19 protein-coding genes and 2 pseudogenes are annotated in these 23,109 nt (G+C 66.3%); 13 read left to right on the top strand and 8 right to left on the bottom strand.

From position 1 onward, the window contains the following. Together PWP93_RS34925 and PWP93_RS34920 are read right to left on the bottom strand one after the other, a co-directional pair. Positions 1 to 519 (bottom strand): annotated as a pseudogene (locus tag PWP93_RS34925) (indolepyruvate ferredoxin oxidoreductase); the annotation flags it as partial. A 223-nt stretch (positions 520 to 742) separates the two neighbouring features. Then, entirely contained in the window at positions 743 to 1,333 is a 591-nt protein-coding gene (locus PWP93_RS34920) for a YSC84-related protein (RefSeq protein ID WP_421048070.1), read from the bottom strand. A gap of 354 nt (positions 1,334 to 1,687) precedes the next feature. On the opposite strand from PWP93_RS34920, the gene PWP93_RS34915 reads away from it, so the two are divergent. The 3 genes from PWP93_RS34915 (at position 1,688) to PWP93_RS34905 (ending at position 6,461) form a co-directional block, all read left to right on the top strand. Then, the gene (locus PWP93_RS34915) at positions 1,688 to 2,164 is read left to right on the top strand and encodes a hypothetical protein (RefSeq protein WP_421048069.1); all 477 of its coding nucleotides are present in this window, start codon (positions 1,688 to 1,690) and stop codon (positions 2,162 to 2,164) included. A gap of 215 nt (positions 2,165 to 2,379) precedes the next feature. Beyond that, positions 2,380 to 3,042, top strand: coding sequence for a response regulator (locus tag PWP93_RS34910; protein ID WP_421027006.1), 663 nt, complete (start codon positions 2,380 to 2,382; stop codon positions 3,040 to 3,042). Then, a complete protein-coding gene (locus PWP93_RS34905; protein WP_421048068.1) occupies positions 3,042 to 6,461 on the top strand; it encodes an ATP-binding protein in 3,420 nt (1,139 codons plus the stop codon). Before PWP93_RS34910 ends, PWP93_RS34905 begins: the two co-directional genes overlap by 1 nt. Before the next feature lie 47 nt (positions 6,462 to 6,508). On the opposite strand, the gene PWP93_RS34900 is transcribed toward PWP93_RS34905, so the two are convergent. Then, positions 6,509 to 6,847: a hypothetical protein gene (locus PWP93_RS34900; RefSeq protein WP_421048067.1), complete on the bottom strand. Its 339-nt coding sequence runs from the start codon at positions 6,845 to 6,847 to the stop codon at positions 6,509 to 6,511. Between the two features lie 245 nt (positions 6,848 to 7,092). Here PWP93_RS34900 and PWP93_RS34895 point away from each other — a divergent pair, with 245 nt between their 5' ends. The 4 genes from PWP93_RS34895 to PWP93_RS34880 all read left to right on the top strand — a co-directional run bounded on the left by PWP93_RS34895 (position 7,093) and on the right by PWP93_RS34880 (position 12,344). Beyond that, entirely contained in the window at positions 7,093 to 7,434 is a 342-nt protein-coding gene (locus PWP93_RS34895; RefSeq protein WP_421048066.1) for a DUF2946 domain-containing protein, read from the top strand. A gap of 242 nt (positions 7,435 to 7,676) precedes the next feature. Continuing rightward, on the top strand, positions 7,677 to 10,076 hold the full coding sequence (locus PWP93_RS34890; RefSeq protein ID WP_421048065.1) for a TonB-dependent receptor: 2,400 nt from the start codon (positions 7,677 to 7,679) through the stop codon (positions 10,074 to 10,076). A 107-nt stretch (positions 10,077 to 10,183) separates the two neighbouring features. Beyond that, positions 10,184 to 11,776, top strand: a complete 1,593-nt coding sequence (locus tag PWP93_RS34885) for a PepSY-associated TM helix domain-containing protein (protein ID WP_421048064.1) — start codon at positions 10,184 to 10,186, stop codon at positions 11,774 to 11,776. 214 nt (positions 11,777 to 11,990) lie between these two features. Then, positions 11,991 to 12,344, top strand: a complete 354-nt coding sequence (locus PWP93_RS34880) for a hypothetical protein (protein WP_421048063.1) — start codon at positions 11,991 to 11,993, stop codon at positions 12,342 to 12,344. Positions 12,345 to 12,370: 26 nt separating this feature from the next. On the opposite strand, the gene PWP93_RS34875 is transcribed toward PWP93_RS34880, so the two are convergent. Next, positions 12,371 to 13,081: an SDR family NAD(P)-dependent oxidoreductase gene (locus PWP93_RS34875; protein ID WP_421048089.1), complete on the bottom strand. Its 711-nt coding sequence runs from the start codon at positions 13,079 to 13,081 to the stop codon at positions 12,371 to 12,373. Between the two features lie 69 nt (positions 13,082 to 13,150). After that, positions 13,151 to 14,065: a sterol desaturase family protein gene (locus PWP93_RS34870; RefSeq protein WP_421048088.1), complete on the bottom strand. Its 915-nt coding sequence runs from the start codon at positions 14,063 to 14,065 to the stop codon at positions 13,151 to 13,153. Between the two features lie 265 nt (positions 14,066 to 14,330). On the opposite strand from PWP93_RS34870, the gene PWP93_RS34865 reads away from it, so the two are divergent. From PWP93_RS34865 to PWP93_RS34850, 4 genes are all read left to right on the top strand, one after another. Continuing rightward, positions 14,331 to 15,329, top strand: coding sequence for a hypothetical protein (locus PWP93_RS34865; RefSeq protein ID WP_421048062.1), 999 nt, complete (start codon positions 14,331 to 14,333; stop codon positions 15,327 to 15,329). A 278-nt stretch (positions 15,330 to 15,607) separates the two neighbouring features. Continuing rightward, entirely contained in the window at positions 15,608 to 16,321 is a 714-nt protein-coding gene (locus tag PWP93_RS34860; protein WP_213302789.1) for a response regulator, read from the top strand. A 14-nt stretch (positions 16,322 to 16,335) separates the two neighbouring features. Beyond that, positions 16,336 to 17,676: an ATP-binding protein gene (locus tag PWP93_RS34855; protein ID WP_421048061.1), complete on the top strand. Its 1,341-nt coding sequence runs from the start codon at positions 16,336 to 16,338 to the stop codon at positions 17,674 to 17,676. Positions 17,677 to 17,874: 198 nt separating this feature from the next. Continuing rightward, positions 17,875 to 18,633: a DUF4410 domain-containing protein gene (locus PWP93_RS34850; RefSeq protein ID WP_421048060.1), complete on the top strand. Its 759-nt coding sequence runs from the start codon at positions 17,875 to 17,877 to the stop codon at positions 18,631 to 18,633. Between the two features lies 1 nt (position 18,634). Here the strand turns inward: PWP93_RS34850 and hpnR are convergent, their stop codons facing one another. Next, positions 18,635 to 20,179, bottom strand: a complete 1,545-nt coding sequence (hpnR, locus tag PWP93_RS34845) for a hopanoid C-3 methylase HpnR (protein ID WP_421048059.1) — start codon at positions 20,177 to 20,179, stop codon at positions 18,635 to 18,637. Between the two features lie 364 nt (positions 20,180 to 20,543). Here hpnR and PWP93_RS34840 point away from each other — a divergent pair. Both PWP93_RS34840 and PWP93_RS34835 read left to right on the top strand, forming a co-directional pair. Beyond that, positions 20,544 to 21,158 (top strand): annotated as a pseudogene (locus PWP93_RS34840) (uracil-DNA glycosylase family protein); the annotation flags it as partial. Beyond that, positions 21,159 to 21,548 (top strand): DUF488 domain-containing protein, encoded by a 390-nt coding sequence (locus PWP93_RS34835; RefSeq protein WP_421048087.1) that lies wholly within the window; start codon positions 21,159 to 21,161, stop codon positions 21,546 to 21,548. 59 nt (positions 21,549 to 21,607) lie between these two features. Here PWP93_RS34835 and PWP93_RS34830 read toward each other — a convergent pair whose 3' ends face one another. Further along, positions 21,608 to 21,829 carry a hypothetical protein gene (locus tag PWP93_RS34830; RefSeq protein WP_421025496.1) on the bottom strand — a complete coding sequence of 74 codons (222 nt, stop codon included), beginning with the start codon at positions 21,827 to 21,829 and terminating at the stop codon, positions 21,608 to 21,610. 467 nt (positions 21,830 to 22,296) lie between these two features. Next, the gene (locus PWP93_RS34825; RefSeq protein ID WP_421042685.1) at positions 22,297 to 22,905 is read right to left on the bottom strand and encodes a universal stress protein; all 609 of its coding nucleotides are present in this window, start codon (positions 22,903 to 22,905) and stop codon (positions 22,297 to 22,299) included. Positions 22,906 to 23,109 lie beyond the last annotated feature (204 nt).

The raw sequence follows: 23,109 nt of genomic DNA, 5'->3' as shown, positions 1-23,109 counted from the left end.
CGAAAGGTCGAAGCCGTCCTTCACCGCCTGCACGATCGAGGGTAGATTGGGGCGCGGATCGAGCAGCCAGATTTGCGACTTCATCGCGAATGCGTGGCTGCGCTCCTGCATGATAGAGGAACCTTCGCCGTAGTCTTCGCCGACGATGATGAGCGCCCCGCCCGTCACGCCGCCCGAGGCGAGATTCGCCAGCGCGTCGGACGCGACGTTGGTGCCCACCGTGGCCTTGAAGGTCACCGCGCCGCGCAGCGGATAGTTGACGGAAGCGGCCAGCGACGCGGCGGCGGTGGCCTCGCTCGCGCTGTTCTCGAAGCGGATACCATGATCGCCGAGGATGTCCTGCGCGTCCGCGAGCACGTCCATCAGGTGCGAAATCGGCGCGCCCTGGTAGCCGGCCACATAGGCCACGCCCGATTCGAGCAGCGCCTTCGTCACGGCAAGAATGCCTTCGCCGCTGAACACCTCACCTGCGCCGAGACGCAGTTTCTTCACTTCCTCGACAAACGACCGCTCCGCCATGACCGCCCCCTTCGTTGATCGCCTCTGCCGCCGCGCACATTCGTGCCGCGTGCCAGGTCATTGTAATTTAGATATAAATATTTCCAAAATCATGGATAACCCGGCAAAGCGGCACCCGGCGGCACGCCGCTGCACAAGAAAGGGTACGACCGCCTGAGGTGCATTTTCATGCAGCCGGCACTATTTTGCCGGCTGCATGAGCCAGGCGGCGCTCAAGCGGCGATCAGATCACCAGCCGCGAGACCTTCACGCCTTCGAGCGAGACACCGGCCATCAAGCCGGCGTTGGTCAGCACGAACGCCTCGACTGGACTGGTTGCCGTCGAGGTGTCGACATTGCCGTTCGCCCCCACGGTGACGAGCGCAACCGTGGCGTCGGCGCCTGCCGACCAGCCCTGGCTGTTAACGAAATCGTTGAGCGCGCCCTGGTTCATGAACGCGAAGACGATGGCCTTGGATTGCGCACCGATCTGCAGGCCGAACGAGCCTCCCAGCGTGCTGTAGTAACCGTCGGTGCGCCCGTTCACGCGCAGCGCGCCGGTGCCGTATTGCGCGCCGAACCAGAACCCCGCCGAGATCACGCTTGGGAACACGAGCACGCCGCTCGCCTTCGCAAGCAGCTCGCGCGACCCGGCCACGGCGCCGTAGAGGCGCGCGAGCGTGGCGTCCACGCCCGCATCGATGGAGCTGCGGCGCGCTGCGTTCTGGCTGGCGCTGTCTCCCGAACCCAGCGGGGTTGTCGTGCAGCCGGCGAGAGCGAAACCGCTTGCGGCAAGCGCGGCACTGGAGCCGAGAAGAAATTGACGTCGGCGCATGAAGTATTCCTGTCTGAACGGTTCTACGAAAAAGCGCGTGCGCAAATGCTGCGCGACGCGCCACGAGACAGCGTGCGAGGCCGCCTGCCTCTCCTGGCGGTATAGGACAATGCGCCGCGCATCGAGTTCGCATCCTCCCTTCGAAAGATCACGGCGCCGCTGCCCGCAGGCCTGTAATGTCGCAACGCAACATCATTGTCCTTCGGCCGTGTGACATCACTCGGCGGCCTTCGGCGCTGTCAGTCCGTTTCTCGAAATCGTCCGATTTTCTCTGTCAGCCTGAGTCGATACAGTCGAGACATGACGCGATCAACGCCACACCCGGCACCCAGCCATCTCGAATCAGATACCACCATGTCCGCCGCTCCCAACCTTCATTGGAACCGTTCCGCCGCGTCGTGGATCTCGCGCGCTTGCGAATGGGCGAGCGACATCGGGATCTATCTCCTGCCGTTTTTCTATGTGGCCTTCTTCGCCTTGCTGTTTCTGCTCTGGCACGAGCCCGCCTCCACCTTCTGGCTGATGGCGGCGTGCGGCGCGCTCGGTTGGGCGATGGCAGCAGGCGCCATCGTGTTTTGCCTCGCCAACGCGAAGCCTCGGCGCGCCTTTGTGGCTCGCCACATAGAATCCCCGCCCCCCAGGCAGCCGCGCTTGCGCCACGTGCCACTGCAGTTCGCGCAAATGCCCACGCGCTCATGCAGTCAGGCCTGCTCCACGTCGTCGGGCGGTGACGCGCGTTTCTCGGTCGCCTGCTTCCACTCGCGCTGCCAGGTCGCCAACAGCGACGATGCGCATGGCATCGGCAACGGGCGCCTGCAAGCCCGGCACTGATCCTGTCGCGAGCCATGCACGCGCCGGGCACAGCCCCGCAACATTCAAACGCCCTGAGAGGACATATTCCGACGCAAAACCCAGAGACACCCTACAATAATTCGGATAAACCACTGACATACAATGAGATAAGCATGATGCATCGCCGCGGGATCCATAGCGCTGCTGCCATGCACTTTCTCCACACTGCGAATCCAGGCAATACGCTCACGCTCATGACGAACGCGACACAAGAACTGCGGATCGTGGTGGCCGACGACCACCCGGTCGTGCTCACCGCCGTCACCGACTACCTGGACCAGATACCCGGACACAAGGTCGTGGCGACCGCCGGGTCAGGCGCCGAGCTTCTCGATACATTGCGCAGCACCCCTTGCGATCTCATCGTCACGGACTTCTCGATGCAGGGCGAGATCGAGGACGAAGACGGGCTGCGTCTCATCAGCCGCTTGCGCCGGCTCTATCCGGACATTCCCCTCGTCGTGTTCACGATGCTCACCAACGGCGGCATCCTGCACGAACTCGCCGAGTTGGGCGTGGCCGGCCTCGTTGGCAAGGACGAACCGATCCCCACGCTCGCACAAGTCTGCCAGCGCGCGCTCGTCGAGCCCGGCACGACGCTCTCCGCGCGCATAGCCGAGCGACTCGCCACGGAAGGCTCGACCGCCGACGAATTCCGCCGCACCAACCCGCTTTCGCCGCGCGAACTCGAAGTCGTGCGCCTGTTTGCGCTCGGCCTGAGCGTCACCGAAATCTCCAGGCGCCTGAGCCGCTCGGTCACGACCGTCGCCACTCAGAAGCGCGCGGCCATGCGCAAACTTCACCTCGAATCGAATGCCGATCTGATCCGCTACGCGAGCGAAAACGGATTCGCATAATGGAACGGCGCATCGGCTCGGTGGTTTCGCCCCTCGATGCGCTCAGGGCGCTCGAGCGCAACCTGAAGCGCGAGCGGCGCGTCTTCGCCATGCTGATCGCGATGCTCGCATTCGCCGGGCTCGTTGCGGCAATCGTCACGGCGCTCAGCATTGGCGCGGCGTCGCTCTCGAGCCAGGCCGCTCAACTGCGCGCCGTCACGGCGCAAACGAACGAGCTGGTGGCGCAGCGCTATTCCCTCCTGTCGAGCTTGCGCTTGCTGTTCACGCTCCAGGAGGCCGGGATGTTCACGCCGCAGCCCGTAACCGAAGCGCCACCGCGCTGCACGCCGGTCTTTGGCGCGGGCGAGTCGGCGCCGGCCCTGCGTACATTCTGCGAGCGTGCCGCGCAAATGGCTTCGCGCATCGACGAGAATGCGCCGATGCTGATCGTGCTTCTCGACGGCAGCGCCGCCTGGAGTCACCAGCTCGCTCCGCAGCCGCACAGTGCGCAGAACGGGGCCGAGGCATTGCGCAACGGCGAGGATGACGCGCGCGTGCTGGTGGACGCGGCGCTGCTGCGCATGAGCACACGCGGCACCGACCCGAAGGATCCGCGGACCTGGCGCGAAGTAACCTGGTTCCGGCCGCCTGCCGGGCTCGGCTTCGCGCCTCGGCTCGTGCTGGCGGCGGGCACCGTTCTCAAGGACAACGAACCTTATGCGCTGGTGATAACGAGCATCGATCTCGACGAGCTGCCGAAAGCGCAAGCGCCGGACGGATCGACTATCGAGCCGACCCTGTTCGACGGCGACGGCACGTTGCTGGCCAGCACGCTGTCCGCGCCCGCCGCGCAATACGTCGACCGGGTGGTCGCGACCTTGCCCGTCGAGCGCTTTCACCTGCTGCCGCGTTTCGGCTGGGCGCTGCGCGAGCAGCCGCTCGAATACGGGTTCGGCCATTACACGCTCGCGCTGTCCTGGGGCGCCGAGCTCGCGCGGATCCGCATGCCGCTCGTCGTCATCCTGCTGATGACGGCGGCGCTGCTCGCGCTGCTCGTGGCACTCTCGCGCTACTGGAACCGGCACGTGCTCGAGCGCACCTATGGCGAAGCCACGCGCGCGCTCGAAGGCGAACTGCTCAATCACCTGCTCGTGCATGCCACGCCAGTGGGCCTGTGCATCGTGCGGCAGCGCGACTTCGAAATCGTGATCGCGAACCAGATCGTGCGCAACGTGCTCGGCCTCGACGAGCACGCCACGCGGCTGCCCGCCGCGCTGTGTGTCGAGTTCGAGAAACATATGCCCCATGCGCCATCGACGGCCGGCGACACGCCCATCTACGTCCTGCCGTTCTCGCTCGTGCGCGAAGACGGCGACAGCGTGCATCTGGAGATCACGTACGCGCCTGCTTCCATGAACCGCGAGGACGTCATGTTCTGCGCCTTCGCCGACATGTCGAAGCACCACGAGGCCGAGCGCCTGCTGCGCGAAGCGAAGCGCACGAGCGACGAAGCCGCGCGCGGCAAAGTGAGCTTCTTCGCGGCAATGAGCCACGAAATCCGCACGCCGCTTGCCTCGCTCGTCGGCAACATCGAGCTGGTGGCGCGCGGGCCGCTCGCGCCCGAGCAGGAAGCGCGCGTGCAGGCCATGCAGGTCTCCTCCTCGGAGCTGCTGCAGATCGTGAGCGACGTGCTCGACTTCTCGAAGATCGACGTCGGTGCGATGACGCTTTCTGAGGAACCCGAATCAATCGCCGCGCTGCTCGTGCGCATCGCGCTCACCCATGCGCCACTTGCCGCGCGCTCGCAGCTGCCGTTCTATCTCGTGGTGGACCGCGCGATTCCCGCGCGGCTCTATTTTGACTCCGTGCGGCTCGCGCAGATCGTCAATAACCTCTTGAGCAATGCGTTCAAGTTCACGCATTCGGGCAAGGTCGTGCTGCGCGCGAACTGGCGCGGCGACGCGCTCGAAATCAGCGTGGCCGACTCGGGCGTGGGCATGCCCGAGTCCCTCAAGGCGCGCCTGTTCCAGCCGTTCACGCAAGGCGACGAGCACCGGCTCACCGAGGCGCGCGGCACCGGCCTCGGCTTGTCGATCTGCGGACGCCTCGCGAAACTCATGCGCGGGCGCTGCGAAGTGGAAAGCACGCTAGGCGTGGGCACGCGCGTCATCGTCACGCTGCCGCTGCGTGTGAGCGACGCGACCCCCGCCGGCAAGGAATGGACCTTGCCCGAAGTGCATCCGGCCATGCTGTGCCGTGCGCCCGAGAACCACGAATGGCTCACGAATCTCTTCGACCCCAAGGTCAGCGCGCCCACCTGGCTGAGCGCGAGCGAGCCGCCGTCGCGCGAAGGCGCATGGGACTATCTGCTGGTGACAGGCGAGTATTCGGCCGACGATGTGCAACGCCTGTGGGGCAGCATGGCCAACGTTATTTGGCTGAGCCAGGACGGGCCGCTCGTGCCGCTTGCCCGCGAAGACGGCGGCGTGGAAGTGAGCCTGTACAGTCTTGCGGGCATTCGCACCGCCACGCAAATGCTGCGCGCCCGGTCCGATGCGGCGGGGCATGGAGGGACCCAGGCGGCGCCCGCTGTGGGGACTGCGGGGACTGCGGGCGCCGCCGCTTCACAAGCGCTGCAAAACAGCGAATTCCGGCGGCTGAACGTGCTGATCGCGGAAGACAATCTGCTCAACCGCAGTCTCCTGCGCGATCAGCTGCGCACGCTGGGGGCGAACGTGACCGAAGCGAAGGACGGCGAAGAAGCGCTCGCGCGGCTCGATGACGTGCATGTCGACGTGGTGCTCACCGATCTCAACATGCCGAAGATGAATGGCTATGAGTTGCTGCAGGCCGCGCGCGCGAAGCGCGCGGCGCTGCCCGTCTACGCGGTGAGCGGCAATGCGCTGCCCGAACAGATCGCACAAGGCCGCCTGTCCGGCTTCACCGATTATCTGAGCAAGCCGGTGCCGCTCGCGGCGCTCGCGCGCGTGCTCGCCGACGTCGCCGAGCATCTGCCGGACACGGCGCAAGATGCCATCGTTCCTCCCGCACCGGTTCAGCCCGAAAAAAGCCACCAGAACACCATAAGCGATATGAGCGACCTGAGTGATGCGATCGACGATGAAGCGGACTTGCCGCGCTTTCCTGTCTTGTCGTCTTCGCTCGCGCCGCTCTTCGTCGAGCAGGCCGATCACGATATCGCCGACTATGCGCGGATTGCGGCCACGCACGATTTCCAGCGCCTGCGCGACTGGGCGCATCGCGTCTCGGGCGGTCTCGCCGTGCTGGGACCGTCGATGCTCAACGAAGCCTGTCTGGAATTGCGCGCGACGCTGCGCGAAGCCGGCCAGTGGACCGACGAGGTCAGCGCTTTTTCGGAGGAGGTGGTGGCCGAACTGGAGGCGCTGCGCGAGCACGCCGCGATGCGAGATTCAGCGTGAATCCGCGTGATTGGCCTGACATGGACCAAACCCGCCGCGCTGCGGGTTCAAACGTGCTTCTGAAGAAACGCGGGGGGTGTGGGCTGCGCCTGCTCGGGGCAATCGCCTTGCAGATTGCGCACGCACCACTGGCGCAGCACGCTTGCCTCCAACGGGCAGCCGATGGGGCTGTGCGGCGTTGCATGCGTGCGCGCTTCGAGACGCAGCGCATACCCGTCGGGCAAGTCGATGCCGCAACGGGGCACCCGCACGCCGATCTCGCGCGGGCGTGGTGCAGCGTTCAGCGCCGCGGCGTCATCAGGACGAGGCGCGCGCACGCCGCAAGGTTCGGCGGTGCGGGCCATCCATCTCAGGCTGGGCGCCTGGCGCATTGAAAAGACGGGCATGATCGTTCGCCGCGCAAAAGGCGGCGCCATAAGCGTTACAGACAGCGACCATGGTCGCTCACTGCCCCGATGCGAGCCATAGAACGCCTTCGAAAACGCCGCATCGGCCCGATTTCCGCACTCGATACGCCACGGCTTATGACCATCTTCAGCGTGCCGTCGGGGGCCCGCAATGCGCGCGCGTCGTGGTAGACTGCGCCGCGCATTTCGTTCGCTCCGTCATGAATCCACGCAAGCACAAACTATTGACCACATGGCTTGGCCTCGTCGCCATGTGGCTCATCGTGCTCGCGCCGCTCGTGAGTCAGCTGGTTGCCGCGCACTACGCGCACGTGCCTGACGCCGCGCTCTGCTCGGCGATCCAGCCGGCTTCCGGCGAGCCGCATCTTTCGCATGCCGATGCATTCGGCGCGTGCGGATACTGCGATCTGCTCGAACATCATGTCGCGATGCCAGGTGTTCCTGTGCCCGAGCCGTCGCGCGCACTCGTGGCGACGCTCGATCGCGTCGCGCGGCTCTCCACCCGCCACACGCCGTTCGGCGCCTTCCCTTCAGGCAGGCCGCGCGATCCCCCGTTCGTTTCCTGAGCCCAGCCGTCACCGGCCACCGGTTCGCGTTTTTCCCGCACTCACACTCACGCTTCGCGGCTGCCTGCGCGGATCCATGACAAAGGCGCCCGCGCCTGCGTTGCCGCTCGCAACGGCAGCGCACGTCGCCGTGTGTGCGTTCAAACGCGCGCTTCGATACGCGCAGCACGCGCCATCCCGCTCGCGGCGAAAGGCGTAGCGCTCACGTGGCCGCACGTTCATCGCATTTGGGAAACTTCGTTATGTTCACGCCCGCTCGGCGCGGCGCGCGCATTCGCACGCACCTGCATGCGTGCCCTCGCACGCCCGTCAAACCCTGGTTCAAGTCGTATTTCAAGCCCCATTTCACGCCGCCGTTCGGTCTCGTGCCGCTATCGTTGCTTGCATCGCTCGCGCCTGCTGGATCGTTCGCGGCCACGGACGAAGCCACGCTGCCCACCGTCACCGTGAGCGCCACGAGCAGCAGCACGAGCGCCGCCGCTACGCCCGCCGTCGATCCAAACCTGCCGGCCACACTGGAGACTGTCACGCCGCAGCAGTTCGGCCACTGGAGCGTCGTCAACACCGAGGACGTGCTCAAGTACATGCCGAACCTCGCGGTGCGCAAGCGCTTCATCGGCGACCTCAATTCGATCATCGCCGTGCGTGGTACGAGCAATACGCAAAGCGCGCGCGGCCTCGTCTATGCCGATGGCTTGCTGGTGTCGAACCTGCTCGGCAACGGCTACGCTTTCCCGCCGCGCTGGTCGATGGTGTTTCCCGACCAGATCCAGCAGGTGGACGTGATCTACGGACCCTATTCGGCGCTCTACGCAGGCAACTCGCTCGGCGCCACGGTGCTGATCACGACGCGCATGCCGAAGCAGTTCGAAGCCACCGCCGATGTCAAGGCGTTCACGCAGCACTTCAGCCTCTACGGCGTGAACCAGAATTTCAACGGCAGTGAGATGAGCGCCTCGGTGGGCGACACGATCGGCAAGTTCTCGTACCTGCTCGGCGTCAATCACCTCGAGAACACGAGCCAGCCGCTGCAGTTCGCCACGCTCGCGCAGTCGAAAACACCCGCGAAGCCCGGCGCCATTCCCGTGCACGGCGCGGACTTCTACAACAACCAGACCAACGCGCCCACGGCAGTGCTGGGCGTGAACGGAGAAGGCATCGAGCACACGGTCCAGGACCAGCTCAAGCTGCGCATGCAATACGACTTCACGCCCACCGTGCGGGGCGGCGTGACGCTCGGCTACTGGCACCGCACCTACGACAGCCAGACCTCGACCTTCCTCTACGACGCCAACGGCAACCCGGTGTACAGCGGCAAGGTATCGATAGACGGCTACGAGTACAACATCCCGGCGGCAGCGCTCGCGCCCAGCCGCGGCGCGAGCGAAAACTGGCTCTATGGCGTCTCGCTGCGCACGCATCAGGCGAGCGGCTGGAACGCCGAGGCCATTGCTTCGTACTACGATGTGAGCAACAGCGTCGCGCGCAACGCCAATGCCGGCGGCGCCGGCGAAGGCCCTGGCACGATGACGCTCGGCGACGGGACCGGCTGGAAGACGCTCGACCTCAAGGCAACATGGACGCCCAGGCGGCCCGATGCGGGCCTCGCGGCACAGTGGCTCAGCTTCGGCTACCACTACGACAACTATTTCACCGACAACCAGACCTGGAACACGCTCACCTGGCGCGATGGCGGCGCGAGCAGCTTCGCCAACGCGTTCGCGGGCAAGACCGGCACGCAAGCGTTCTACGCGCAAGACGCGTGGCGCTTCCTGCCGCGCTGGAAGCTCGTCGTTGGCGCGCGCTACGAAGATTGGCGCGCCTATGACGGCTATCAATCGCTCGGCGCATCGAGCGCACCCTATCCGGACGCAGGCGATCATCACGTCTCGCCGAAGGCCTCGCTGTCGTTCGACGTCACCGACGACCTCACGCTGCGCGCCTCCATTGCACGCGCGTATCGCTTCCCTACCGTGAGCGAACTGTTCCAGGGGCAAGTCAACGGCTCGTCCATTGTCAATAACAATCCGAACCTGTGCCCCGAGGACGATCTCTCGAAGGAACTCACCGCCGAATGGGCGCACTGGAATGGCCTATGGCGTTTCACGATCTTTCAGGATGACGTAAAGAACACGATCTTCAGCCAGACCGACACCACGGTGATTCCGAACGTGACGAGCTTCCAGAACATCGGCAAGATACGCTCGCGCGGCGTGGAGACGAGCTATCAGGGGCAGGACGTGATCTGGCAAGGCCTCGACCTTGCTGCAAACGTGGCGTACACGCAGTCGAAGATTCTCGAAAACGCGCAGAACCCGGCGAGCGTGGGCAAGTACTTCTACCGGATTCCGCTTTGGCGCGCGAATCTCGTCGCGACTTACCGCTTCGATGCGAAGAGCGCGTTCACGCTCGCAGCCCGCTATTCTGGCCGCCAGTACAACACGCTCACCAACGCCGACACCAACCCGAACGTGTTCGGCGGTACGAGCACGTACACGGTCGCCGACATCAAATACACGTTCCGGCCCACGAAGAAGAGCGAGATTGGCGTGGGCATCGACAACCTGTTCGACGCGCGCTACTTCGTCTATCACCCGTATCCGGGCCGCACGTATTACGTCGGGGCGAAGCTCGGGCTGTGAGCGAACGCATGCAATCGCCATTGCCGCACTCGCGGCTTCAATCACCATCACTGCTGGTCCAACGCTGCGCCCATGGCGACGCACCACCGGACCACAAGGAGCATCCGATGTCCGCCACGCTGCCTGCCTCCGCCACGCGCGTCGCCCGTACTGCCGGCGCCGTTCATCCAGGGTATCGCACGCTATGGCGCTGGCATTTCTATGCCGGCCTGTTCGTCATGCCGTTTCTGATCGTGCTCGCTATCACCGGCACGATCTATTGCTTCCAGCCGCAGATCGAGCCGCTGCTGTATCCGCACCGGCTCGTGGTCGCGCCCGCCGCGACGCCGCGCCTGCCCGCCGATGCCTTGCTCGCGCGTGCGCGAGACGCGATGCCGCCGGGCGCGCGCCTGTTGCGCGCGCATGTCGAAGCGAATCCCGCACGCAGCGCGGAGTTTGTTTTCGCGCGCGCCGGCGGCGTCAAGGAGAGCGTCTATGTGAACCCGTACAGCGGCGAAGTGCTCGGCACGCTCGACCTGGAAAGCCGCTTCATGCAGATGGACCGCATGCTGCACCGCAAGCTGCTGCTCGGCAAAACCGGCGAACTGCTGATGGAGTTGGCCGCTTGCTGGACGCTCGTGATGATCGTCACCGGCGTCGCGCTTTGGTGGCCACGGCAGTCGCGCGCGCTGGGGGCCGCAGGGGAAACGTCGAACACCGCGTCGGGTGCGGGCACCGGTTTGGCAACGATACGCGCGGCGCTGTGGCCGCGCTTCGGCGCAACGGGCCGGCCGTTCTGGAAGAGCGTGCACAGCACCATCGGCATCTGGCTTGCGGTGGGCGCGCTCTTGTTCGTCGTGAGCGGCCTGCCGTGGACGGGCTCGTGGGGCAAACAGTTCAAGGCGCTCGCAACCCGTGCAAGTCTCGGCGCGCCGCGCGGCGCATGGGGTGGGGGCCTGCCGCTGCAATCGACGCTGCAGGGTGGGCAAAATGCGGCGCGAAGCACGGCGCATGCAGCGCCCGGCAGCCACGCCGATCACGCCGATCACGCGGGCCACGACATGGCGTCGATGCCTGGCATGGTGGTGGACGACCTGCCGCTGCCCAACGTGCCATGGGCCGTGGGCGCGGTCCCGGTGCCGCAGTCGCCCGGCGCGCGCACGCAGCCCGTCTCGCGTTGGACGCTCGACGAGGTGATCGCGCAAATGCGTAAGCTCGGCGTGCAAAGCGGTTACGACGTCGCGCTGCCCGCCACGGCAACGGGTGTCTACGTCGTTTCGTACTTTCCCGCGGACCCGCAAGAGGAGCGCACGGTTTATATCGACCAGTACAGCGGCAAGGTGCTCAAGGACATCGGCTACGGCGATTACGGCGTGGTCTCGCAGGCTGTTGCGTATGGCACGTCGCTGCATATGGGCCGCTACTTCGGCCTTGCGAACCAGTTGATTTGCGCGGCGATCTCGCTCGGGCTCGCCGCGCTTGCCGTCACTGGCTTCGTCATGTGGTGGCTGCGTCGCCCTGCCCGCCCGGTCAACTCGTCACGCACGGCCGGTGGACTCGGCGCGCCTTCGCGCGAGCGCGCCGCGCCGCCCATGCGTGCCTGGAGGGCCGGCCTCGCCATGCTCGGCGTGATCTTTCCGCTGATGGGCGCGACGATCGTGGCCGTATGGGTGCTCGATCGGCTCGCTTTCGGCCGCACGAACACTCTTTCGTCTTCCTGACGATTGGTCGTCGCACGAGGGCCGCGCGACCGCCATGCCCCACTCGCCACGGGCGCGCCAAATCTCATTTGAGCGATGTCAGGCGTGCTGCGGTAATCTGAGGACACAATTGCTCTTGATCCCCGTCCGCAATCGGGTGTCAAAGCAGTATCGAGGCCTTGCATGAAATCAGGGCGTGCAGTTTTGCTCCGGCCCCGATCGTCAGGAGACCACTGTGTTCCGGTTCATTTTCGCATTGGCGACGGCTGCGACGCTTGCAGGATGCGTCGCGCCTTACCCCGGGTATCCCGGCTATTACGATTCCACATATGGCTATGGCTACTCTTATCCCTACGCTTACGGTTACCCCTATGGCGGCTACCCCGCTTACTACTACGGGCCTAGCTTTGGCTTCGCCTACTGGGGCGGGGGCGGATGCTGCTACCCGTACCACGGCTGGCATGGCGGCGGTTGGCACGGTGGAGGCTGGCACGGAGGCGGCGGAGGCTGGCACGGCGGTGGCGGAGGCTGGCACGGCGGTGGCGGCACCTGGCAAGGCGGCGGCGGTGGACACGGCGGCCGGCACTAGCCCCGCGTCAGCCAGTGCGAACCCCGTCACACCCGCCCATTCACGGCAATCTCCGCGCCCGTCACCGCGCTGGCGCCCGAGGAAAGCAGAAACGCAATCACCGCCGCGATTTCATCGGGCTGCACCCAGCGCGTGAAATCGGCGTCGGGCATGTCGGCGCGGTTTTGCGGCGTGTCGATGATGCTCGGCAAAATCGCATTGACGGTCACGCGCTGGTCCTTGAGTTCCTCGGCCAGCGCCTCGGTAAGCCGCGCCACACCCGCCTTCGATGCCGCGTAGGCGCCCGTGCCGAGCCCGGCCTTGCGCCCCGCGCCCGCACCGATGTTCACGATGCGTCCAGCACCCCGCGCGAGCAGATGCGGCAGGGCCGCCTTCGACGCATTGAGCGCCGTCTTAACGTTCAGATCGAACATCAGGTCCCACGTGCGCGCGTCGCCATCGGCGATCGTTTCCCAGCGGAACGCACCCGCGATGTTGACGAGCGCATCGAGACCGCCTAGCGCCCGGCTTGCCGTCTCCAGCGCCTGCTTCGCCGCCGCCGCGTCGACGAGGTCGATGCCGCCGATGCGCACCGCCTGGGCCAGCGCCGCGGGCCAGGCGTCGTCGCCGGGCGCCGCGCCCCGACCGATCAGCGCCACGCGCGCGCCGCGCGCCGCGAGATATTGCGCGCTCGCCATGCCAAGGCTGCCGAATCCGCCGGTGACTGCCACCGCCTTGCCCTTCACTGAGTCTTCCATCTTGAGTTCCTGCGAGTCGTGGGCTCGGCTCATGCCGAACCCTGGGTTGGACATTCCCGCAGCAGCGTATCAGACGCGCGACTCGGGCTGCACCGCCGCCAGGCTGCGCCTGCGCAGCGCCTCCGTGGTTTCGCCCGTGCCATCCGCACGCCAACCCGGCGGCAGGATCACGTGGCGCACGGCGGTCCACCAGTCGGGCGCGGCGGCGATGTCACGCGCGAGGCTCGTCCAGTGCTCGAACTCGACCACGAACGGATTGCGCGAGCGCGTGGGGGTGACGAGCCCGTAGCGGCATGGCTCGTCGGCGCGCTCTGGCACATAGGTGCCGAACAGGCGGTCGAACACGATCAGCACGCCGCCATAGTTCGCATCGAGGTAATCGACATTGGACGCATGATGCACGCGATGCGCCGAAGCCGTATTGAATACGTATTCGAGCCAGCCGAGCTTCGGCATCCAGGTGTTGTGCAGCCAGAACTGATAAAGCAGGTTGAACGAGAGCATCGCGACCGCAATCTCGGGGCGCACGCCGAGCCAGACGAGCGGCGCGAAGAACACGACTGGACCGGCGAGCTTGCTGGTCCATCCGAGGCGATACGCGGACGACAGCGTCAGTTGATTGGGCGAATGGTGGACCGCGTGCGACGCCCAAAAAAAGCGCATGCGGTGCGAGGCGCGGTGATAGCAGTAATAGCAGAATTCCTGGCCGACGAAGATGAGCAGCACGAGCAGGACGTTATCGATCGTGAGCGTGAAAAGCCGGTGCGCCCACGCGAAATGAAACACCGGCGCGGCGAGCGAAACTGGCAGAAGCGCGAACAGTTTTCGTCCGACGAGATCGGCGAGCGAGAGCCAGACTTCGGACCAGTCGAATGGGACCTGGCCGTTACAGCGTTTGTGAAACGCAAGCACCCCGGCCTCGATCAGCGAGGCCGCGACGATAAAGAGCGTTACGTATGACGAAATTTTTCCTGTGGAGAGCATGGTAAGCAGTGTGCGAATGAAAGCGCATGGCGCGATGTCGGAAAGGACGCGTCGCTCGCTGCTGCCCTGCGTGTCGCGTCGGATGAAGCGCACTTTAAAAGCGCCGGACGCCGAGAACCACTCACAAATTATGTCGCCGCATGTCGCGCGCGCACGGTGTAACACCGCGACATGGTTTTGCACGAGACTCGCGGCAGGGACCGCCCTATAGTTCGTTCCGCTGACACGCCGATGCGTGCACCGAACCGAACCGCAAGGATCCCAAATGAAATCGCTGACCCGCTCTCTCCTCGCCGCCTCCCTCCTCGCCCTCGCCAGCGCACCGGCTTTCGCCGGCTGGGCGGGCCACGGCACCGCCTACACGCCGCACGGCGCCTATAACGGCGCGCACTATGCCTCGTGCGGCGGCGGCAGTTGCTCGCATGCCGGCGGCGTGGTCAGCCCATCGGGCGGCCTCGCCACCAATACCGGCACCGTCACGCGCACCGCGCCGGGGCAGTTCTCCAACAGCGGCACGGCAGTCGGCCCGAACGGGCGTTCGGTCGAGCATGCCGGCGACACGAGCTGCGCCGGCGGCACCTGCTCGCACACTGGCACGATGTCGGGCGAGGACGGCCGCAGCGCATCGACTTCGGGCAGCGTGACGCGCACCGCGCCGGGCCAGTATTCGTCGAATGGCACGATCACGGCCGCGAACGGCAATAGCATTAGCCACAGCGCTTCGACGAATTGTGCGGGCTCGACCTGCTATCGCTCGGGCACGGACACCGGCACGGCGGGTGGCACGGTTACGCATTCGGGCAGCGCCACCCGCGTCGCGCCGGGTGTAGTGACGACGTCGGGCGGGTCTACCGTCGTTCGGGAAGGCACGGTCGTGACGGGTGGCGCTACGGTCGTCCAGGGCGGGGGCGCGGTTGCAGTAGCGCCGGCTCCGGTGGTCGTCGCGCCGGCGCCCACGACCAGCGCGGTCTACGTGCCCCCGCCGCCCGCGCAGAACACTGTCGTCGTCGCTCAGGCGCCCAAGACCGTGTATGTTGCGCCCCCGCCGCCCAAGTCCGTGTATGTCGCGCCGCCCGCGCCCAAAGTCGTCTACGTCGCGCCGCCCGCTCCGAAGGCCGTCTACGTCGCGCCGCCTGCGCCAAAGGTCGTGTATGCCGCCCGCCCGCTGCCGCGCGCCGTCTACGTTGCGCCCGCGCGGCGCGCCGCGATCTGGGTGCCGGCTCACTGGGCTGGCGGCGTATGGGTGCCCGCGCACTGGGCCTGATTGACGACCTGATTAACGACCTGAGGGATGGCCTGATCAGCAACCGCGCCTCGCGCTAACGCGCAACGCCCGTTCGCGCCGACGTGCGCGGCGTGGCCCGCCGCGCACAAGCGCGCGGACCACCCCTGAACGTTCGCGAGGCGACGTTCGAGCCGCGCCAACTGGCCTAATATCGTAGAAGCCGGCGCGGTCCGGTAGCACCCCTGATCATTGCGCTCCGGCCACACGCCGGATGCTTCGAAACATCGGCGCACCGCAACCACCGCAGGAGGCGGTCCATGGAGCAGGCAAACCGGATCCTCGTGCTCGACGACGAAGCCGAGTTGCGCAACATGCTGCAGCGCTTCCTGAGCGGGCATGGCTTCGAAGTGCGCGCCGTCGCCGACGGCAAGCGGCTCGACCGCATGCTGCAGCGCGAGCCCTACGACCTGCTGGTGCTCGATCTGATGATGGAGCCCGAGGACGGCCTGAGCGTCTGCCGCCGCCTGCGCGCGGAAGGCCACACACTGCCGATCCTGATGCTCACGGCCAAGGGCGACGCCGCCGACAAGGTGATCGGCCTCGAAACCGGCGCCGACGACTACCTCGCCAAGCCCTTTCTGCCCGACGAACTCGTCGCGCGCGTGAAAGCGTTGCTGCGCCGCCAGAAGATGGCCGCGGGCGACCCCACCGTCACGACGCAGCGGCTGCGCTTCGGCAGCTTCGTCTTCGACGTCGGCCAGCAAACGCTCCTGCGCGATGGCGTGCCCATTGAAATACATTCGGCGCAGATGCTTCTGCTGCATGCGCTCGGCTCCTCGCCGAACCGCGCCGTGAGCCGCGAGAACCTGCTCGCGCGCGCACGCGGACGCGACCATGCCGCACTCGACCGCAGCGTCGACGTGCAGATCCTGCGGCTGCGCCAGATCGTCGAGGAAGATCCCGCCAAGCCGCGCTTCATCAAGACCGTCTGGGGCCTCGGCTACATGCTGGTGGCCGGCGTCGAGTCCTGAGCCCCGCGACGTTCATGCGCTGGCTGCCACGCTCGCTCCTCTCGCGCAACATCGCGCTGCTGGTGGCGCTCGTCGCGCTCACCCAGCTGTGCTCGTTCGGCGCGCTGCTGCATTTCGTGCAACGCCCGCGCATCGAGCGCGCCTCGATCATCTTCGCGGACTACGTCAAGCTGCTCGACGGCACGCTCGCCGCGTTGCCGCCCGCCGAAAGCCGCGCGAGCGCCGCGCGCCTGAACGAACACCGCACGGCCCCCGCCGCACACGTGGCGAACCTCGATCCACCGGGCGCGAGTCCGCTCCATGTTTTCCAGACGTGGCAGCGCGACGTCTTCATCACGGCGCTTCAGCACCACCTGCCCGCCGACATGCCCGTGCGCTGGGAATCATCAGACGAAGAGCGCCTCTGGATACGCATGCACGCGGCGGGCGAGCCCATTTGGGTGGCCTTGCCGATGAGCGCCGATGCGCGCGCCAGCGGCATCGCCGCGGCCATCGTGCTGTCGATCGGTCTCGCGCTGCTCGCGGCGTTCACGGGCTGGCTGATCCAGTTGCATCTGAACCGCCCCCTCGGCGATCTGGCGCACGCGGCGCGCCATGTCAGCGCCGGTGAAGCGCCCGCGCCTCTGCCCACCGACGGCCCGACCGAGATCGCCGAGGTCAGCCAGGCCTTCAATCAGATGACCGCCGCGCTGCAACAGGCCGAAGCGACGCGTGCGCTGATGCTCGCGGGCGTGTCCCACGACATCCGCACACCACTCACGAAACTGCGCCTCGCCCTTGCGATGGCGCTGCCGCGCGGCACCAACGACAAGCTCGTCGACGCGGCCGAGGGTTATCTCGATCACATCGACACGATCCTCCAGCAGTTCATGGACTACGCGGGCAGCGGCGAGCGCGAAGCCCCGCAGCCAGGCGACCTCAACGCGCTCGCGGGCCAGCTCGTGGCCGACTTCGCGGGGCTCGGTCACGAATTCGACTTCGAGGAAGGCGCGCTGCCCTGCTTCGCGTTCCGGCCCGTGGCCATCATGCGTCTCTTGATGAACCTGATGCAAAACGCCGTCGTCTACGGGCGCACGGGCCTGTGCGTGCGCACGTGGCAGGCGGACGGCCACGCTTGCGTGGCCATCTGCGACCGTGGCGGCGGCATCCGCGCCGAAGAACTGGAGCGGCTCAAAGCGCCCTTCAGCCGGGGCACCAACGCGCGCACCCACGCGGGCGGCACCGGCCTCGGGCTCGCCATCGTCGAACGCATCGCGCGGCAGCACGGCGGCTCGCTCACCTTCACCGACCGTGCGGGCGGTGGACTCGAAGCCGTGGTGAAGCTGCCGATTCACGACGCCGACGCGCGCCGATGACATCGAGCGACATAATTTGCGTGTAGCGCACCGACTGACTCCCCCGCATACTTGCGCCTGTGCCGAGTGACACGCGCTGCAACCTGAATAATCAGGCGAATGCAGGCAAGCCGCTCAGGCAGCCCTCACGAACCCATCACGATATTTCGATATCCTGATTAACCGTCGATATCGAATCCAGCATCCAGGCGACCCGACATGAATACGTTCTTCCGCTCCCTCCTCAACAAGACCCGCCGGTTCGCCGGCGCTGCGCTGTTCGCGGGCTCGCTGCTCGCGTCAGGCTGCGCCTCGGCAGCGAGCCCGTTGCAGGCCGCCGCTCCGCTGCCGCAAGTGCACGCCGAGGTCATCTACGTCTGCGCGTTCGAGATCTCGCCCGAACTCGTGAAGCTCGACAGCGGCATGGCGCAGCGGCTCAAGACGATGTCGACCGGCGAGTCGTCGGCGCAGCAACAGCAGCAAGTGGCGCTCGCGGCGCGCGAAAAGCTGGCCGAAGACATCGTCGCGCAGTTGCAGAAGATGGGGCTGCCCGCGGTGCGCGTGGACGGCCCCGTGCCGGCGGGCCGCGACGCCATCGTGGTCGAAGGCCGCATCGATACCGTCGATGCAGGCAGCCGCCGGCGCCGCGCGCTGATCGGACTCGGCGCGGGCAAGAGCGAAGTGGACGCCACCATCGCCGTGTCGTACCTGCCGGCGCATGGCGCGCCGCAATCGATCGCCACCTTCGAGACGAGCGCGAACAGCGGCTATATGCCCGGCATGGCGGAAACTGCGGGCGCGGGTGCGGCGGCCGGCCACCTTGCGGCATCGGCGGCGGGCGCGGGACTGCACGGCGCCTGCGCATCGAAGCGCGACACGATTGCCGCCGACGCGGGAAAGCTCGCGAACTCGATCGCAAAGCAGCTCGCGCAGGCGGCCGCGCAATACGGCTGGGTGCCGGCCAGCAAGGCGGCGTGATTCAGCCCAAATCCATGCGGGTCTCGTCGACGAACTTCTCGGTGGCGTCGTCGATCTTGCGGCCGCGCCGCCCGGTCGGCCCGTGAATGTAGACCGTCTTCATGTCGACCCCGCGCTCGCCCATCGCGGCGGGCGGCGGCGTCATCTCGTAGCGCACCTCGCGCGCATGATCGGCGAGTTGCAGACGCGGATCGAACACCGAGTTGAACTTCCACAGCATGCGCACGAAATTGGTCTGGCCGCGCAGCAGCAGATGCATCGCCTGCCCCGCCGCGCCGCGAAACGCGGTCCAGCCCATGTGCTTGCGATTCAAAACCTGTTGCGTGCGCACCAGTTCCGCATAGAACTCGGGCAGCGGCAGCTTCGTTGGCACCACCGCATGCTGGATGTCGTAGAGCCGGTAGTCGAGGCTCGTCAGGCGCCGCCTCTCGTGTTGCCAGTTCTCCGTGCCCGGATACGGCGTGTTCACGCTGATGTTCACGATCTCCGGAATCTCCATGCACCACTGGCGTATCGTCTCGAAGCGGGCGTGGTCCCAGTCCGGGTCGGCAATCAGGTTGATCGCGACCGTGATGCCGAGCGAACGCGCGAACTCGAGCGCCTCGAAATTGCCGTCCAGACTGATGCGCTTGCGAAACGCCTTGAGGCCCTCGTCGTCGATGGCTTCGAGCCCGAGGAACATGTATTTCAGGCCGATCGCCTGCCACGCGCGGAACACCGCCTTGTTGCGCAGGAGCACGTCGCCGCGCGTCTCCAGGTAGTAGCGCTTCTGGATGCCGCGCCGGCGGATCGCATCGGCAATTGCCATGCCGTGCTCGGCGTGCACGAAGGCCACATCGTCGACGATAAAGACGCCTGGTTCGCGCAGCGCCGCCAGTTCCTCCACCACGACCTCGGGACTGCGGGTGCGGTAGCTGCGCCCGTAGAAGGTCCACGCGCTGCAGAACGTGCAGTCCCACGGGCAGCCGCGCGCGAACTCGATCGAGGCGCACGGATCGAGCGTGCCGATGAAATATTTGCGCCGGTGCCGCAACAGATCGCGCGCGGGCCGCACGGGATCGAGCTGCTCGACGAAGCGCGGCGGAGGGCCCGATCCTTCGCGCGTCACCACGCCCGGCACTGCGAGCAGATCGCCGCCTTGCGCAACGGCTTCGAGCAGCGCATTGATCGACGCCTCGCCCTCGCCGCGCAGAATGCAGTCGATGGCGCCCTCACCGTGACGCAGCAGATCGTGCGCCGTGAACGAGACGCTGTGGCCGCCCACGAACACGAAGCATGCGGGCAGCGCGGCCTTCACAGCCCTGGAGAGATCGACGATCTCGGGAATGTTCGCCAGATAGTTGCCCGAGAAACAGAGCGCCTCGGGCCGCCAGTCGCGCACCATGCGCATCAGGTCGCGATGGGTTTCCACCTGCAGGTCGACGAGGCGCACCTCGTGTCCCGCATCGCGCGCCGTGCCGGCGACCGATTCGAGACCCAGCGGCTCGAGCCGAAGAAACACGCGCGTGTACATCAGCCCGCTCGGGTGGACGGCCAGCAATCTCATGAAGCCTCCTTGCGAAGCGCGCCTGCCCGAAGCGACGCACGACTCGTGCGATTCATGTGATTCGTGCAACCTGGCGGGGCGCTCGCGGTGTCGTTCACGGTTGTCGTCGCGCCGGCGCGGCTCGAAACGTGCGGCCAGCGCGTCCCTGACACTGCTGCTCCGTGCGAGTCTACGCGCCTTCGCGCAGCGGCGCTCGCGCCGTGCGCCGCCATCGTCCGTCATGCCCGCCGTGCCGACCGGCCGGGCCGGCACGCTCAGGCCACGAGGGGAGCACCGAGGTCAGCACCGAGATAAGGACGATAGGCAGCGGCGCTTTGATAGACTGGAATTCCCGCACATTAATTCGTCGAAGCGCCGTCCCACCGTGCCGAATACCCGCTCGCTCCCGCGCCTGCTGACCGAAATCCGCGCTTGCCACATCTGCGCCGACACGCTGCCGCTCGGTCCGCGTCCGGTGCTGCAAGCGAGCGCGAGCGCACGGCTCCTGATCGTGGGCCAGGCGCCCGGCGCGAAGGTCCATGCCTCGGGTATCCCATGGGACGACGCGAGCGGCGAGCGTCTGCGCGAATGGATGGGCATCGACGCCGAAACGTTCTACGACGCCGCGCGCATCGCCATCGTGCCGATGGGCTTTTGCTATCCGGGGCGCGGGGGCGGCGGCGATAACCCGCCGCGTCCCGAATGCGCGCCCCTCTGGCACACACGCCTGCTCGCGCTGATGCCCGACGTGCGCCTCACGCTGCTGGTCGGCCAGTATGCGCAGCGTTATTTTCTCGGCAGCCGCCGCAAGGGCTCGCTCACCGAAACCGTGGAAGCCTGGCGCGACTATGCCCCAGGCTTCGTGCCGCTGCCCCACCCCTCGCCGCGCAATACGCCGTGGCTCCAGCGGCATCCGTGGTTCGCGCGCGACGTGCTGCCCGCGCTGCGCGAGCGCGTCACCGATGCGCTGTCGGTGCCGTCCCAGCAGACGAATGCCAAGATGCCTCACAAGGAGAAGCGCAACATGACCCTACCGGCGATCACTACCCAGCGTGTCTACGAACCGCTGCCCGAAGACAGACAGGCGTGCTTTCTGGTCGACCGGCTATGGCCGCGCGGCGTGAGCAAGGAAAAACTCGCGGGCGTGACCTGGGCGAAGGACGTCGCGCCGAGCACGGAACTGCGCGAGTGGTTCCACAAAGACCCGGAACAGTGGGACGAATTCACGCGCCGCTACGTCGCCGAACTCGATGCAAACCATGCTGCGTGGGCGCCGCTTGCGGAGGCGAGCAAGGCTCAGCCGGTGGTGCTGCTGTTTAGTTCGCACAACACCGAAAACAACAACGCGACCGTGTTGCGTGACTATTTGATGAAGAAGCGGCGCAAATAAGGGCGCGCGCAATCGGAGTCGATTGGAATCGATCGGGATTCTGGAAGACCGCGCGCCGGTTAGCGTGCGTCGAGATCGAAATCATGCCCGCTGCCTTGCGTCAGCCGCCGCAACAACTCCTTGCCGCGGGTCGTGAGGCGGGCGGCGCAGCCGTCGCCGACTTCGTCCATCTCCACGAGATGGTAGCGCTCGAGCGCCAGAAAATCGGAACCGAATGTTTGAAGCGGCGCATTGGCGTCGCGAATCAATAGCAGCGCCGCCAGTTCGTGATGACTGAGCATCGAATCTCTCCTGTTCAGGACTCACCGTGGAAACCAGCATAGCGAGCAAAACGTACAGTTTCGCTACAGTTGTGTTTCTTCTTGTTACCCATACAATCCACGCGCCGGAGGGGAAAATTCGCTGCGCGTTGCATGGTGGTTAAAGCGTGTTATGCATCCGGTAAAAAATCAAATCGGATTCCTGATTGCATGCGGAGGTTGAATGGCGGCACATAGGGCGTGCCTCCAACCAGCCGGGCGACCCAGCCGGATTGTCGCGCCGACAGTTGCAAATGATAAAAGGGATGCCCGGCTCCGCGTGACCTACACGCGTGCAAGATTTGATCGAAATCGTATTTCGAGATATTTGCACCTCAGGCGGACACATTGAACCCGGGGCGCGCATCAATTTTTAGATGCGGATGCAGCGCGGCGGCGGGCGCCGCCGCGCCCGCGCACCGCCCGCGAAAGCCGGCGTCAGACCGGTGTCAGGCCGCCTTCGGTTCCTCATCGCGCACCAGCATGACCGGGCGATCGGCCATGCGCAGGAACGATTCTGCGACGCTGCCGAGCAGCAGCCGCTTCACGCCCGACAAACCGCGCGTGCCCATCACGACGAGGTCCGCATCCTCTTCCGCGGCGATGCGGTAGATTACCGCCGCAATGTCCTCGCCCATCGCGTCGGCGGCGCGCGCCGTGCCCGACACGCCAACCTGTGCGAACACGGTTTTCGCCTCCTCGAGCGCGGCCGTGGCGAGATCGGCCTCGGCCCTTTGGCGCGTGGGCTCCTCCGCAAATCCCGTGCCGACATCGACGAGGCGCGCCGGATGCTGCACCACGCAAAGCGCCTGAACCGCGGCGCCCGTCGCCTGGGCGATTTTCACGGCCTCGTCGAGGGCGCGGCGTCCGCTGCGGCTGCCATCGACGGCCACCAGAATTTGTTTGTACATCATCACCTCCAGGGCAAGGCCCATGATGCGCGGCATCCGGCATGCGCGGCCCCGATCGCCGGGGCCGTGCGCGACGGCCTGCCCGCCGTTGCGTTGCGCGCGAGTGGCATGCGGGTTGCATGCGGGCTGCAGGGTTCGCTCGCGCAATCGAAAAACCGCGCTTTCGCGTGCTTTTTCGTCCTTTATCGCCGTTACGCAGATGGTGACAAAAGCCCGCCTCGCGCTGTGTCTTAGTGTCGCTCTTCTGTCCCATGCAGCGCTTGTTTTTTGGGTCGCGGAAAGCGTTCACGGAGATCCAGGGGAAACGCTGCCGCGCGATGCATGAGGGACGCATCATCCATGTTAGGCGCT

This window comes from Paraburkholderia sp. A1RI-2L (genome assembly GCF_048957375.1).
Lineage (GTDB): Bacteria > Pseudomonadota > Gammaproteobacteria > Burkholderiales > Burkholderiaceae > Paraburkholderia.
Note: the sequence above shows the minus strand (reverse complement) of the source record. Positions and strands in the feature narration are given on the sequence as shown.